We start from the raw sequence: 14,225 nt of genomic DNA, 5'->3' as shown, positions 1-14,225 counted from the left end.
TCATTCTCTTGAGCCAGTCCCAAATCCTCATTCGACACTACGTTCGTCTCTCGGTGTGCCGTAATCCACTTGTTCAGCGTCGACATACCGACACCAAGATCGTCAGCCACCTGTTTGCGTGTCAGCCCGCTGGTCAGCGCGATACGCACCGCATCTTGGCGAAATTCGTCCGTCCGTTTCAGTCCCATAGTTTATCTCCTTTGTTACAGTAAATGCTATCAAAGGAGCGGCATCAAACCGCGACAGGTCCACCTAAACTGGAAGCCGTGCCCCTCTCATGCATGTAAACATGCATGAGAGGGGCAATGGATGTGCCTTGAGGTAGGTAGCGTCGATCGAAATTCTCTTGTTGTCGGGAGCTTCAGCAGCCAGTCCCATCATGATCCGCGCGAACACGCCCATGTCACTCCATCTTTTCCACCGGCTGTAGAGCGTCTTGTATGAGCCATATTCCCTGAGTATGTCACACCACCGTAAGCCATTGCGATTGGTAAAAACAATACCGCTCAATACGCGACGTATCGTCTACCCGTGCCACACCATGGCTCTTCGGGAAATATAGCCTAAGTCGCGCCATTTGATGCTCAGTCCGCCAGTAAAGATTGCTCATGTGTACCCTCCCGTTTCGGGAGATTGAATCATGAAGGCTGAACCACCTCAAGTAAATTAATGGGTCCTGAGCCTAGAGCAGCGTTATTGGATGATGCAACCAACGTAGCAGAAAGACTGGCTGCTTTGTGTCGCATACTAGGCATAATCAGTTGCAACCGAGCATATCCAATCGCTTTTCGCTTGGAGGGCTTTTAGGCGGGTATATTATCAAAGCGTTGATTTTTTCATTTAAAATCAAATTGATATGGCGGACAGACAGGGATTCGAACCCTGGAGACGGTCTCCCGCCTACACACTTTCCAGGCGTGCGCCTTCGACCACTCGGCCACCTGTCCGTTAGGGGTCTTTAGCAAGGGAGCGGGCGCAAGTGCAAGCCCAAAATTGCATTAAAGCACCGTAAAAGTTCAACAATCGAGATGTAGATAAATTCGGCGGTTCATCCGGCCCTTTTTTTCGATTTTTCCAAGCCGCAATGCACCGATTTCACCAGTGCGCGCAACATGAGTGCCACCGCAAGGCTGAAGATCAATCCAGTCATTATCTTCACCAATCCGCACAAGCCGGATATCGCCACTGCCCCGCGGAGGTTTAACAGCCATTGTCTTCACCAGCTGTGGGGACGCGTCCAGTTCGGCCTCGGTGATCCAGCTTTCGCTGACACGGGTATCTACCTCAACAAAATCATTCAGCGCCGTCTCTAATGCTTCGCGGTCCTCGGGCGCATCGGGCATGTCAAAATCAAGCCTGCCGTGAGTGGCCGAGATAGAGCCCCCAGTCACACCAAAAGGTACGGCAACCGAGAGCAGATGCAGCGCCGTGTGAACCCGCATGTGTTTGTGCCTGCGGTCCCAGTCCAGATGTTGGACCACATGCGCCCCGATCGGAGGCATGGGTAAGGGTTCGGATGGAACCAAGATGATCTGATCACCCTGCCCTTTGACCGCCGTGGCAATCGAGATACGACAGCCTTGCCATTCCAATACACCACTGTCACCTGGCTGCCCGCCCCCTGTGGGGTAAAAGATGCTTGCGGCCAGAACGATCCCGCCTTCAGCGGTATGCGCAATCACTTCCGAGGTCGCATCGCGCATATACGGGTCTTCGCGAAAAAGCATTGTGGTCATAGGCCGCTGTCTCCGTCGATATGAGTATCCGAGTTCTCGGCAGGAACGTCGCCATCGTCGTCCGAGTCTTCTTCTACCAGAAAATCATCTGGTCGTTGCTGAACACGATTTGTGTCATGGGCAACCGTTTCTTCGGGCGGTTGTTCAGGCGGGGTATGTTGTTGTGCAGTACGCAACCAAACATCTTGCTGCGGAAATGGGATTTCAATCCCTTCTTCTACAAAACGCTGCGCAATGGCATGATTAACATCATTTTTAACAGCCAGGCTCCAGTTTATGTCACGCAAATACATCCGGATTTCAAAATCCAAAGATGACGCCCCAAATTTCATAAACAAGATTGCTGGCGCGGGGTTTGCCAGAACCATCGGTTGAGATTCTGCGATCTCGCGCAGGATAGATTCCACCTTACGGGTGTCCGTCCCATAGGCAACACCGATTGGCACAATGACACGGCCCAGCGTATTGCCGCGGGTATAGTTGGTGACTGTCCCACTGACCAAATCGGCATTGGGCACGATCACATCGGTTTTATCAAAAGTTTCAATCCGCGTGGAACGTACTGAAATGTCGCGGACATACCCCATTTGGCCGCCGCTTACTTCAATCCAATCCCCCTCTGAGATCGGCCTTTCGATCAGCAAAATGATGCCCGAGACGAAGTTTGATACAATATTTTGCAAACCAAAACCGATACCGACCGACAGCGCCCCTGCCACAATCGCTAGCGAACTGAGGTCAATACCCGCCCCCGTGATTGCCGCCAATGCGGCAAGGAAGATACCCACATATCCAAGACCTGAGACAATAGCGTTCTGGCCGCCTTTGTCGATTTTGGTTTTGGGCAGTACGTTGGTTTTAAGTGCCCCTTGCACCAAGCGTGTAATCAAATACCCAACCGTAAAAATTGCGGCAAATGTTAGAAAGTCAGTCGGAGAGATACGCGAATTTCCAACCGCAAAACCACGTCTAAAGGCGGCCCAGATCTCGGTCATATCTGAAATTCTGACACCCCAAGCCAAGGCAAGTATCGGCAAGGCCAACATAAGCAGGATCAACCCGAAGAAAATGGGCATCAAAGCTTCTCTAGATTGCAGGCCTTGTCCAGTGATGACGCCGTACAGGTCTGCACTAAACCGCTGTAAAACCAGCACCAATCCCAATATGACCAGCGTGAGCAGTGTCGGAGCAAGCACAAACGAACTTGCGTTGTTTAGGCCGATCGCTTGCAACACTGGCGCTCCAATCGCCACTGCAACGGTGAAAGTTCCAAGACTCCGCACCAAAAGAGCAAGTGTGCTGGCGCGCGTCGGCTCATTCACCTCAGGTTCATCTGTTTCGCGGCCGAAATGACGCAGAATTCGACCCAACCGAAATAGCCCGTAACCGATCAAAACCGTGAAGGGGAAATTGATGACCGACTGGATCAAATTACTGGCTTCGTCTAACTCAAGCACACGGTAGATCAACGTGCTAAAGATGGCGACCAAGCCAATGCCACTTACTGTGAAACGGAGCTGACTGCGTTCTTTTGCGCTGAATAGAAGCAACGCGTCAGAATCCTGCCTGGAGAAAATCTGTTCTGCGATCCAGCGAACGACCAACATAAGTCCGCCCAGCACTGCGAAAGCCACCGCAAGCTCTTCGCCGCGAACGCCTAAATAACCGGTCAAACCAGCCGCATAACTCCATAGTGCAAGGCCACACAGGGGGAACACGATCCGCAAAAGCGAAACCAAGAACCGCCAAATACCCAGTGCAGATCCACCACCGTCCTCACGGCTGAAGTATCCCACCAGTTTTTTTGACCATTTTTGTCCCTGAACGATCAAGATTAGCCCTGCAATCACGGAAATAAGGATCAGGGGCAAATTGTTTTTCAAATCCGCCCGACTTTCAGCAGCTTCCACGGAATCCACCTCAGCCCAAACATGTGACAATGCGTCATACAAGGCATCATATGCGGCCGGCCAATGCGCAGGATTTACAGGGCTTCCGATGACCTCCAGCAATTCTTGTGTTTGTTGGGTACGCAGGGCTGTATCAATTTCACCGATCAAGCCATCAGCGCGGGCATACGCGCTATCTGCAACTTGCACTGGGGCGCTGAGAACTGCGAGTTGCGTCTCAAGTTCCTTGCGCTGCGCGACGACCTCGGCAGCCTCTGGCACCCCTTCTCCCTCTGCAGGAGGCGTGCCCAGCAACGTCAACTGATCGCGCAAGCTTGCGATCCGCGAGGCGTTCAGGTTCCGTACCTCATCAAATTTCGTGCGATATTGCGCAAGGCTACCGCGATAACTTTCCAAAGACCCAATATCACCAGCATCCACCGATGCTTCTGCACGGTTCGTCAGTTCCTGCCAGCGGTCCATATCTATCCCGGGCAGTTCCTGTGCAAAGACAGCACCAGCACAGAACATCAACGCTGCAATAACCGCAGCAAATCGCAACTTTAGAGAGTTCGTCATTGGCTTCACACGTCCTCAAATACCGAAGGAATTTCAGCGGGCGCGCGATCAAGCCACTCTGGCACAGGAAGCCCTTTTTCACGCAAGAAGGTAGGATTAAACAATTTCGACTGATAACGTGTTCCAAAATCACACAAAACAGTAACGATTGTATGACCCGGCCCCATTTCACGGGCCATGCGGACGGCCCCTGCGATATTCACCCCTGAGGAAGCCCCAAGGCATAGCCCCTCATGTTCCAACATATCAAAAACCATTGGCAGCGCTTCAGCGTCAGAGATGTTATAGGCAAAGTCAGGCGTAAAGCCCTCTAGGTTGCGGGTGATGCGCGCCTGCCCGATGCCTTCTGCGATGGAGCTGCCCTCCATCTCAAGCACACCTTTGGTGTAATAGTTAAACAGCGCTGCACCATCTGGATCAGCAATGCCGATTTTCACGCCTTTGGGCTGCAATGCCATCGCCGTCCCCACCAAAGTACCACCAGAACCGACAGCACAGATGAAACCATCAACTTTGCCATCGGTCTGTTTCCAGATTTCCGGTCCAGTTGTCTCAATATGCGACTGGCGGTTAGCAGTGTTGTCAAACTGGTTCGCCCAGATCACGCCTGCTTCACTTGTGCGCGCCAGTTCAGTCGCCAGACGCTCGGAATAGCGAACAAAGTTGTTCGGGTTACGGTACGGGGCTGCGGGTACTTGAACCAGTTCTGCCCCAGCAAGGCGCAACATGGTTTTCTTTTCCTCGGATTGGGTCTCGGGGATGACGATGACGGATTTAAACCCCATCGAGGCCCCTACCAGCGCCAGACCGATGCCTGTGTTTCCCGCAGTGCCCTCAACAATGGTGCCACCGGGTTTCAAATCACCGCGCGCAATGGCGTCGCGGATGATGAAAAGGGCCGCGCGGTCTTTGACCGACTGACCGGGATTCATGAACTCGGCTTTGCCGTAAATCTCGCATCCCGTCTCGGCACTGACACGACGTAATTTTATGAGGGGCGTATTGCCCACAGCTTGTTCCAGATCGCGCGCTACATGCATGGGGGGCACCTCTATAATCTATGCTCCCTATATCTAACTACGCCACATCAAGACCTCAACCTGCTTCGATGATACGCCAACCAATAAGCCAGCAGCGCAAGCGGCGTATTGGCAAGAGATTGCCGCTCCGCCATTTTCATGAATTTATCAAATGAAATCAAACGCGAACGGATGTTTTCTTGTTCTTCGGCCAATCCGCCAATCACCGCGGCTGCGTCCGGTAAATCCGCCAGACCAACAAAAATGTGAAAATATGCGGTCGATTCACCGGGGCTGGCGTAACCTTTTGAAACCAACTCAAGCTTGCTCAAATCAAGTGACGCTTCTTCACGGGCTTCACGCTGCGCTGCTTGCTCTGCTGTTTCGCCCGGATCAATGCGCCCCGCTATCGGCTCCAAATGCCAAATTTCGGGATCACCACGCCCTATTGGCCCCATGCGCACCTGCTCAACCAACAACACACGATCTCTCACAGGATCGTAGGGCAGCACCAGAGCCGCATCACCGGCGACCATATACGACCGCTCCAAAAGCTCTGACATGCTGCCATCAAATCTCTCATGCCGCAGGCTCACCTCATCAAAGGCAAAATACCCGACATAGGCGCGCGTGATCTTTTCAATTTCGACTTTGCCCTCAAACACACCCTGCCCCGCATGACGGTATGCGCCCAAAAATTTGGACCACGCCCGTGCGCGAATTTGAGGGAACATCGCGGCAACTTGATCGCGGGTGTGGGTCAGGAAATACCCCATGACCTCTACGGCCGCAAAACACGACATTTCGGCCCAACGCTGTTCCCAATCAGAGAAGTCCCAAACATCAAGTGCCTGCCAGCGATCAGCCGCGCAGACATATACCTGTGCTAACGTACCGTCTTCCAGCGACACATCAATCAGGTCATAGTCAAATCCGCCCTCATAGAAATCCAGCCGTGCGATATCTTGCTTGGACAAATCCGTGACGACCAGCCCTTGCGCGTTGGCACCTTGCTGCTGCACCAACATTGGAAACGGGCCTTCAGCAACCGCATAAACCGCATAGCCAGCCAAAGCAGCAAGCCGCGAATTCACAGCATCAAGCCTGCGGCCCAAAACGGTTTCTAGCAAAGGCACATGTCGCAATGAGCCGTAGAAGAAGAGTGAATTCATATCAGATTAACGCCAACGACCTGCTGAAAACTCCACCAGACATCCGATCACCACCGCCGAGGCAATCGAGGTGATAATCACCGGCGCGGTTGCAATTTCGATAGCAAAGTCGGATGCAATCAAGAAAATAGACGCAAACGCTTCCATAGGATCATCGTAGCGGCGCTTCATCGACTCTTGGAACATGCGGATACTAGAGTGCACCGCAAAACCCCAGATGAACAAAAGCACGACCCCCGTAAACCCGTTGTTGATACCAGGGACAATCCCACGTCCCGCGCGGCTTCCCATTGCGATCCACCCGACACAAAGGCCGATGACAGCATTTATATAATTGAACCGGCCAAAAGCGGTTCCTTCAGGCATCAACGGCCGGATCATATCCGACATTATCCACCCAAAAGAGGCGAGCAAGATCGCCGCGACAAGGCGTGCAGCTGTGGGCATTGAAAAGACTTTCTTCGTTACGCAGGGAATACTCCCCTGTTTTTCCTAACGTAATCTGGATCATGGCATAATTTCCACTCCCAAATATAGCTAACGTAGAAGTGAGGTAAATATTCCACATGCCCTAGATCGGCTGATTGACCAAGGATGACCTAGCGCTTGGCGTCTGATCGCGCACGAAGCTCCGAAACTAGAAACCTTTATTTTCATATGCCATCAAAGCACGCTTACGCCCTTCCGAAACATCGACCACAGGCTTGGGGTAAGAGTTTTCAGGCGCCATGCCCCACTGTTTCGGGATGGCATCAAAATACGCCAATGCATCCTGATGGGGCGCGGCGTTGTTCTCGGCGATCCATCGGTCAGCATAGGCATGACCTTTGTCGAACTTCTCTAGCTGGGTCACCGGATTGAACACGCGAAAATAGGGGCTCGCGTCTGGACCTGATCCCGCTGACCATTGCCAGCCCATTGCGTTGGCTGCGGGGTCCCAATCAATCAGGCAATCCTCAAACCATTTTTGTCCGATACGCCAATGACAGAGAAGGTGTTTTGTAAGGTAGCTGGCGACAATCATCCGCCCACGGTTGTGCATACGCCCCGTGACATACATTTCGCGCATGGCCGCATCGACAAAAGGAATACCTGTTCGGCCTTGCTTCCATGCCCTCACCTCCGAGCGGCGCTCGTCTTCGTTCCAGTCAAAGCCAGCCCATTCCTCACGCCAGTTGTGGGTCAGGATACGCGGTGTGTGATGCATCAGATGATACGCAAATTCGCGCCACACCAACTCTTTGAGAAACACCTCCGCCCCTGCCTTGCCCTCATGAAAGGCGCGTTGCCCTGCATGCCAACACTGATGGGGGCTGATTTCGCCTAATGCCAGATTTTCACTGAGGTTTGATGTGCCATCAACAGCGGGAAGATCGCGGTTTTCATTATAATCCGAGACTTTATCCGACAAAAATACCCCAAGGCGTGATTGTGCAGCTTGCTCGCCCAACTGCACAAAGGGACGCACCACTTCGGCCCCGCGTTGCATCGCAGCCCCCATCTGCCAATCCGCCAGATCATCGGAGGCAGGCCAGCTTTCTGGGGCAGTCAAACTGCGCGGCGCAGGCAAAGGGGCTTCAACATCGCGGATTTTCACAGTGCGCCAAAACGGCGTGAAGACCTTATAATAGCCCCCTGTCTTAGTCTGCACCGACCAAGGCTCAAACATCAAATGCCCACCAAAGGATCGCGCCTCGATCCCCTGTTCCTTTAATGCGGCCTTCACCGCGCTGTCACGCGTGACAGCATCGGGATCATACTGGCGCGTCCAATAGACCGTTTCCGCCCCTGTCTCTTTGATCAGCTCTTGCAAGCCATCCAATGCCTTAGCTGACTTTCTTAAAATCAGCCGACTGCCTTGCGCACTCAGCACCTCTGCGAAATGCCCGATCCCAAGCCCCATGCGAAATTTGGGCGCGGCGCCTAGCGCGTCATATTGCGTATCAAGGATAAACACAGGGATCACAGGCCGTCCTGTGGCACAGACGGCATGTAACGCGGGGTGATCGCTCAGCCGCAGATCGCGGCGGAACCAGATCAGAATGGGGGTTTTATCGTTCAATGTGGCTGCCTTTGGTAGGTTTTGATTAAGGAGTTAGGGCAGCCACATCAGGGTCAAGGGCAGAGGCTTACAAAACATCATCCAAAGCGTTCAATAGCTGATTTATTTCCGCTTGTGATGTGTAATGCGTGAAGCTGAGGCGCAGCACACCTGTGTCAGTATTCACCCCCATCGCGTTCAAGGCGCGGCTTGCATAGAAATCGCCACCGCCTGCCATGACGCCATGCGCAGCCAGATCACGTGCAACATCCAAACCGGGGCGGTTAAGCGCCAACGCAACGGTTGGGGCGCGGTCATGGGCTGTATCGGGCCCAATTAGCCGCACCGAGTTACGCGACTTCACCGCGTCCAGAAGTTGCTGCAACAGTTCGGTTTCGTGATCTCGCATCAGATCATGCACCGCAACACCGCGTCCAGCGGCATCAGCCTTGCCTCCGCCATGATGCTCGTAAACCGCGTCAATGTAATCTGCCATACCTGCACAGGCCGCTACCTGCGCGTGGTCAGGCCCGGCAGGGGTAAAGCGCTTGTACAATGTGCCGCCGTTGAAATGATGCCCCTGATTGGGCAGCAGCTCGGCCAAAGGACGGCGGATCACCATCAAACCTTGGTGCGGGCCAAAGGTTTTATAAGCCGAAAACAGATAGATATCAGGCCCCAACGCGCCCACATCCACAAACCCATGCGGCGCGTAAGATACGCCATCTACACAGACAAATGCGCCAGCTGCATGGGCAAGGGCAGTAATCTCGGTCACGGGGTTCACTTGACCGACCACATTGGAACAATGTGGAAAGCAGACAAGACGCACTTTGTCGTCCAGTAGTTCTTCCAGCTTGGCAGGGTCCAGACGGCCTGTGTCGGCATCAATGCGCCATTCACGCACCTCAATCCCGCGCTCGGACAATCTGCGCCATGGCCCCGAATTGGCCTCATGGTCCTGATTGGTCACAATGATGGCTTCGCCTGCTTGCAGCATCTGGCCAAATGCCTGCGCCAAGACATAGGTGTTTTGGGTGGTCGACGGCCCAAACGATAGCTCGTCGTTTTCAACCCCCAGCAAGGCAGACATGCGCGCGCGCGCCTCGTCCATCTCGTTGCCGCCAAGCGTACTGGCAGCATAAGGCGCGTAGGGCTGCACCTTGCGCTGAGTATAAAACCGCGTGAGCCGGTCAATCACGGGCGCACATGTATAGGACCCGCCTGCGTTCTCAAAGAACGCCTGCCCTTGCAGCGTTGGTTCCGCAAATGCTGGAAACTGGCTGCGAATAAAATCAATATCAAGTTTCATGCAAACACGATGGGTCGGGAATGCGTTTGCGTCAAATGTAAAAAGCCCCGAAGGATACCTCCGGGGCTTCTTTTTTCGTTTTCTTGAGCAAAGTTTACTCTGCAGGGACTTCGGAGATATCAGCCAACGTTTGAATGCCAGCCGCTTCGCGACGACCATCCAGCCAGATGGCTTTGATGACGGCAATCCCCATCAGAACCATCACAAAGCTAAACGGCAATGCGCCGATAACCATGGCAGTTTTGATCGCGCCCAAGCCGCCAGCAACAATCAAGCCACCCACAACCAACGCCAGTGCTACACCCCAAAAGATAATATGGGGACGTGCTTTGGGTCCTTCGTCACCTGCAGCATTGATCGTGTTGATGATCAGCACAGCCGAGTCAGCCGAGGTCACCAGATAGGTCAGCAGCAAGATCACAACGATCACAGACATGATCCAAGCCAACGTCGGGTTCAGGATCACAGCCAACATTGCAAACAGTTGGTCTGCCTGACCTGCCCCGATGATTGCACCATTTGCGCCGCCATTCAGTTCCAGATCAATCGCCGTACCGCCAACGATGGCGAACCAAACAAAGCACATGATGGATGGGATGATGATTGCACCCAGCACATATTCACGCACAGTCCGGCCCCGCGAGATACGCGCAAGGAAAACACCAACAAACGGCGCAAAAGCAATCCACCATGCCCAGTAGAAGATCGTCCAGCCGCCCTGCCAGCCTTTCAGCTGGTTCGCAACGGAACCCTCAACACCATCACCAGACCAAACGGTAAAGATGTTACCGGGGATCGAGATCACGTAATCCCAGATACCGACAAACAGCGCCTGTAAACCAAAGAAGGTGGAGCCAAAGATCAAGAAGAACGCGAGGATGAAAAAGCTAAGACCCATGTTGATGTTGGACAGCCACTTGATGCCTTTACCAACGCCAGACAGCGCAGACAGTGTCGATGCGCCCATGATCACCACCAAAGCGAGGACCAAAGCAATGAGGGATATCTTCTGTCCGCCATCCGCTTTTGCGGTATACAGCCAATCACCGAAACCGATACGGCTCAGGCCCGATACAAATTGTTCAACACCAAAACCCAATGTTTGGGCAACACCCAGAACAGTGGCCACAACAGCAACCACGTCGATCATGTGGCCCAGTGGCCCCGATAATCTACTACCAAACAGCGGCGTCAGCGCCGAACGAATGGTCAGCGGCAGGTCGCGACGGTAAGAAAAGTAAGCCAAGCTCAGACCAACAACGGCGTAAGCCGCCCAAGCAGCGATGCCCCAATGCGTAAAGCTCCAGACATAAGCGGCGCGCACGTTATCAGCGGTGCCACCGACTGTGATGCCCTGAATCGTGGAGGGGTTCTGCGCCAAGTGGTAAATCGGTTCGGCAGTGGCAAAGGTCAGCATGCCAATCCCGATCCCTGCCCCGAACATCATCGAAAACCAAGAAAAATTGCTGAATTCCGGCTCGTCATCAGGATGACCCAGCTTGAGCTTGCCCGAGGCAGGCCACAAGGCCAAGATCAGCGAGACAATTACGAAAAATGCCATCGCATAAACGTACCAATAGCTGAAGGTCGCCAGAATCACAGTGTTGATTGCAGCCAGCGCAGCCGCCGCCGGATCAGGGAAGGCCACGGCCCAGAGGATCAATGCTCCGACCAGAACCTTTCCCGAAACGGCGACAGACGTCGCAAAGCCTTTATAAAAACCGCTATCAGCGGTCTCGATTGGCAAGTCCATAAGTGGTGGTTTTAGTGCCATATCAGAGTTGTTCCTCATTACTATTTGAGGGACCTACTCTATAGGGTCAAATCAGGGTATAACAGGACAACTAATTATTAAAAATCAATAAGTTAAGTTATTCAACAGTAGAAATAAAAAATAAGATCAAATGCGACAATCGGGCCTTCCCGCCCTCTAGTGAAATCAAATTTAACCATTAAATATCAAATAGTTAGAACACATCACTGCAGGCGCAATCACTAAAACCTCTAGTCAAACCCTTGCAAATCAAAAATGTCGCTTCCTGCCCCAAAACATGTCGCTTTTGGAGCAGGAATACCTGTACTTTACGCGTTGATATCAACAACCACGCGGCCTTTGACCTGACCGTTCAGGATGTCTGTTGTCAGCTTGGGCAAATCCGACATCGTAGCAGGCACAACCATCGCCTCCAACTTGTCCATCGGCAAATCCTTCGCCACGCGCTCCCAAGCGCGCAAACGGTTTTCATAGGGCTGCATCACGCTATCAATGCCCAGCAGGTTCACGCCGCGCAGCAAAAACGGGATGACAGTTGTCGGCAATCCTGCGCCGCCCGCCAGACCAACAGCGGCGACAGACGCCCCGTATTGCATCTGCCCCAATACACGCGCCAACATCGCGCCGCCAACAGCGTCCACACAACCGCCCCACGTCTCGCCTTCCAGCGGGCGTTTGACGGTCTCGTTCAGCTCTTCACGTGCAACGATCTGTGTTGCGCCTAAAGATGTCAGGTATTCCTCGGTTTCGGGACGGCCTGTCACCGCAGCAACCTCATGGCCCAAACCCGCCAATATCGCCACCGCAACCGATCCAACGCCGCCCGCAGCCCCCGTCACCAGCACAGGGCCCGATTTGATGCCGTGGTTTTCAAGCGCCATCACCGATAACATGGAGGTCAGGCCCGCCGTGCCAACAGCCATGGCTTGACGTGGTGTCAGGCCTGAAGGAAGCGGCACCAGCCAGTCTGCTTTCACACGTGCCTTTTGCGCATACCCGCCCCAATGGGCCTCACCCACACGCCAGCCGGTCAGTACAACCTTATCACCCGCCTTATAACGCGGATCGGATGATGCCTCGACGGTGCCTGAAAAATCAATACCTGGCACATGGGGGTAATTACGGACCAATCCACCGCCACCCGCACTCATGCACAGACCGTCTTTGTAGTTTACTGTGGTATACTCGACCGCAACCAATACCTCACCTTCGGGTAATTGATCTTCGGAGATCTGGGTGATCTCTGCGCTTGTTTTGCCTTCTTCGTCTTTTGTTACGATCAGTGCGTTGAACATATGTCTCTCCTGTACGGGGCTACAGCCCCTCCCGTTTCATCTGGCAATTCTTTGGATGCCCAAAGTGCCACTCCCACGGGAAGGTGTACACATGGCTTAAGAGCGAGGCAATTCGCTCGGCTCAATCCTTTTGTAAATCGTGGTCAAGATGGCCGCTCCGATCAGCCCGGAAAATGTAAAAACCATCACATTTAGTAAGGTAGTAACATATTCTGACAATATTGAAGTTTCACCTGTTTCATAGTCAATTGCCCACGAGGTGCTGACGAAAAGTAGCACCGTAGCCAGCGATTGCAGGGCGCTTGCAACCAAAGCAGTCCCGAAGATCGGGCCCGCTTGCGGTCGGGTCAGCCCCCAAGCACGACGCATTCCGATGTGATTGTGACCTAAAGCCAAGTGCGGCAAGACCACACCAACGCGAAACAAATACCAAATCACTGCCATAGCGACAACAAACATGCCCATGCCCGTGTAAAACATGCTTCCTACCCCCTGCGCGAACTCAGGTACATACATGTAATATTCATCAAAAAGCGCGGCATCTAAGCCAAACAAAACAGCTATTACATAAACACCAACACCCAACAAAAGAACGCCAAGGATCGGAACAAAGCCGATAAAAAACCAAGAAACGGCATAATTCAGATAAATCGCCCCACGCGGCGCAGCTACTATTTTTGCCTTTTCACCCAGCAGCACAATACGGTGCCACCCAACCGCAACAAAAGCTACGGTAGCGATGCTGACAAAGAACGCCAAAAAACCTGCACCAGTACCGCCCACATAATCTGTGGCAATGTACACGCGTGTCAGGTTCATCTCGGCCAACACATTCGCAAGCATTGGCAGAAATATCAATTTGGCGACATCCATCCGACGGGCAGCGATATCGGACAGAGCTGCTTTTAAAATCGAAAACATCTAGTTTTGCACCACCACTTTCATATTTTTCAAACCAACCTGTTGGGTGAGCGCAAATAGCTTGGCCGCATTGCTGGTCTTGAGACGGATACACCCAGCAGAGGCAGGGCGCCCAAGGCGGCTGGTTTGGTTGGTGCCATGAACAGCAAAGTTACCGCTATAAAAGATCGAGTAAGGCATCGGCGCATTGTTATACAGGCTGGATTTGTGATCCTTTGACAGCCATTTTGCCTTCCAAGCTCCGCGTGGAGTCACTTTACCTTTGCGGGCTGTAGAGACAGGCCATTTATAGATTTGCTTGCCGTCGCGGTACACGCGCATGATCTGCTCCGACACATCGACCTTAGCAATGATCTGGCCCGCATCAACGCTGGCAGGCGCAGACAAAAGAAACAATCCTGCGAACAATGCAGATGCAAATAGTTTCATAGTTAACAATTCCCCAGAGTAGATTTACTATTACGCAACGAAGTCACCCTGTTACGCA

General features: G+C 53.0%; 12 protein-coding genes, 1 tRNA gene and 1 pseudogene. All 14 read right to left on the bottom strand.

Translation table 11 applies throughout. The annotated features are described in order from the left end of the window. The coding region (locus tag GGR95_RS08020; protein ID WP_184564572.1) for a transposase at nt 1-188 on the bottom strand (188 nt) is incomplete at its 3' end. 121 nt (nt 189-309) lie between these two features. Next, nucleotides 310-610: pseudogene (locus GGR95_RS08015) on the bottom strand (transposase); the annotation flags it as partial. A 247-nt stretch (nt 611-857) separates the two neighbouring features. Next, nucleotides 858-947 (bottom strand) — tRNA-Ser (locus GGR95_RS08010). Between the two features lie 69 nt (nt 948-1,016). Beyond that, nucleotides 1,017-1,736: an alanyl-tRNA editing protein gene (locus tag GGR95_RS08005; protein ID WP_184564570.1), complete on the bottom strand. Its 720-nt coding sequence runs from the start codon at nt 1,734-1,736 to the stop codon at nt 1,017-1,019. Then, nucleotides 1,733-4,204, bottom strand: coding sequence for a DUF3772 domain-containing protein (locus GGR95_RS08000; protein WP_246423322.1), 2,472 nt, complete (start codon nt 4,202-4,204; stop codon nt 1,733-1,735). The genes GGR95_RS08005 and GGR95_RS08000 overlap by 4 nt, the downstream gene beginning before the upstream one ends. Before the next feature lie 5 nt (nt 4,205-4,209). Then, nucleotides 4,210-5,244: a cysteine synthase A gene (locus GGR95_RS07995; protein WP_184564569.1), complete on the bottom strand. Its 1,035-nt coding sequence runs from the start codon at nt 5,242-5,244 to the stop codon at nt 4,210-4,212. A 47-nt stretch (nt 5,245-5,291) separates the two neighbouring features. Further along, nucleotides 5,292-6,395: a gamma-glutamylcyclotransferase gene (locus GGR95_RS07990; RefSeq protein WP_184564567.1), complete on the bottom strand. Its 1,104-nt coding sequence runs from the start codon at nt 6,393-6,395 to the stop codon at nt 5,292-5,294. Nucleotides 6,396-6,401: 6 nt separating this feature from the next. Beyond that, the gene (locus GGR95_RS07985; RefSeq protein ID WP_184564565.1) at nt 6,402-6,842 is read right to left on the bottom strand and encodes a TrgA family protein; all 441 of its coding nucleotides are present in this window, start codon (nt 6,840-6,842) and stop codon (nt 6,402-6,404) included. A 190-nt stretch (nt 6,843-7,032) separates the two neighbouring features. Next, entirely contained in the window at nt 7,033-8,457 is a 1,425-nt protein-coding gene (locus GGR95_RS07980; protein ID WP_184564563.1) for a cryptochrome/photolyase family protein, read from the bottom strand. A 67-nt stretch (nt 8,458-8,524) separates the two neighbouring features. Next, a complete protein-coding gene (locus GGR95_RS07975) occupies nt 8,525-9,748 on the bottom strand; it encodes an aminotransferase class V-fold PLP-dependent enzyme (protein ID WP_184564561.1) in 1,224 nt (407 codons plus the stop codon). Between the two features lie 94 nt (nt 9,749-9,842). Further along, entirely contained in the window at nt 9,843-11,522 is a 1,680-nt protein-coding gene (locus tag GGR95_RS07970; protein ID WP_184564559.1) for a BCCT family transporter, read from the bottom strand. 308 nt (nt 11,523-11,830) lie between these two features. Continuing rightward, nucleotides 11,831-12,817 carry an acryloyl-CoA reductase gene (gene acuI / locus GGR95_RS07965; protein ID WP_184564557.1) on the bottom strand — a complete coding sequence of 329 codons (987 nt, stop codon included), beginning with the start codon at nt 12,815-12,817 and terminating at the stop codon, nt 11,831-11,833. Between the two features lie 96 nt (nt 12,818-12,913). Next, the gene (locus GGR95_RS07960) at nt 12,914-13,738 is read right to left on the bottom strand and encodes a hypothetical protein (RefSeq protein WP_184564555.1); all 825 of its coding nucleotides are present in this window, start codon (nt 13,736-13,738) and stop codon (nt 12,914-12,916) included. Next, nucleotides 13,739-14,167: a L,D-transpeptidase gene (locus GGR95_RS07955; protein ID WP_184564553.1), complete on the bottom strand. Its 429-nt coding sequence runs from the start codon at nt 14,165-14,167 to the stop codon at nt 13,739-13,741. Nucleotides 14,168-14,225: the final 58 nt, after the last annotated feature.

Origin of the sequence: Sulfitobacter undariae, assembly GCF_014196805.1 — a bacterium.
GTDB classification, from domain to species: Bacteria; Pseudomonadota; Alphaproteobacteria; order Rhodobacterales; family Rhodobacteraceae; genus Sulfitobacter; species Sulfitobacter undariae.
This window is presented reverse-complemented; position numbering and strand designations above follow the sequence as displayed.

Excerpts from the sequence above, each read along its gene's own strand:
- GGR95_RS08005 (WP_184564570.1), bottom strand. The coding sequence starts at position 1,736 with ATGACCACAATGCTTTTTCGCGAAGACCCGTATATGCGCGATGCGACC.
- GGR95_RS08000 (WP_246423322.1), bottom strand. The coding sequence starts at position 4,204 with ATGACGAACTCTCTAAAGTTGCGATTTGCTGCGGTTATTGCAGCGTTG.
- GGR95_RS07995 (WP_184564569.1), bottom strand. The coding sequence starts at position 5,244 with ATGCATGTAGCGCGCGATCTGGAACAAGCTGTGGGCAATACGCCCCTC.
- GGR95_RS07990 (WP_184564567.1), bottom strand. The coding sequence starts at position 6,395 with ATGAATTCACTCTTCTTCTACGGCTCATTGCGACATGTGCCTTTGCTA.
- GGR95_RS07985 (WP_184564565.1), bottom strand. The coding sequence starts at position 6,842 with ATGCCCACAGCTGCACGCCTTGTCGCGGCGATCTTGCTCGCCTCTTTT.
- GGR95_RS07975 (WP_184564561.1), bottom strand. The coding sequence starts at position 9,748 with ATGAAACTTGATATTGATTTTATTCGCAGCCAGTTTCCAGCATTTGCG.
- GGR95_RS07970 (WP_184564559.1), bottom strand. The coding sequence starts at position 11,522 with ATGGCACTAAAACCACCACTTATGGACTTGCCAATCGAGACCGCTGAT.
- acuI (WP_184564557.1), bottom strand. The coding sequence starts at position 12,817 with ATGTTCAACGCACTGATCGTAACAAAAGACGAAGAAGGCAAAACAAGC.
- GGR95_RS07960 (WP_184564555.1), bottom strand. The coding sequence starts at position 13,738 with ATGTTTTCGATTTTAAAAGCAGCTCTGTCCGATATCGCTGCCCGTCGG.
- GGR95_RS07955 (WP_184564553.1), bottom strand. The coding sequence starts at position 14,167 with ATGAAACTATTTGCATCTGCATTGTTCGCAGGATTGTTTCTTTTGTCT.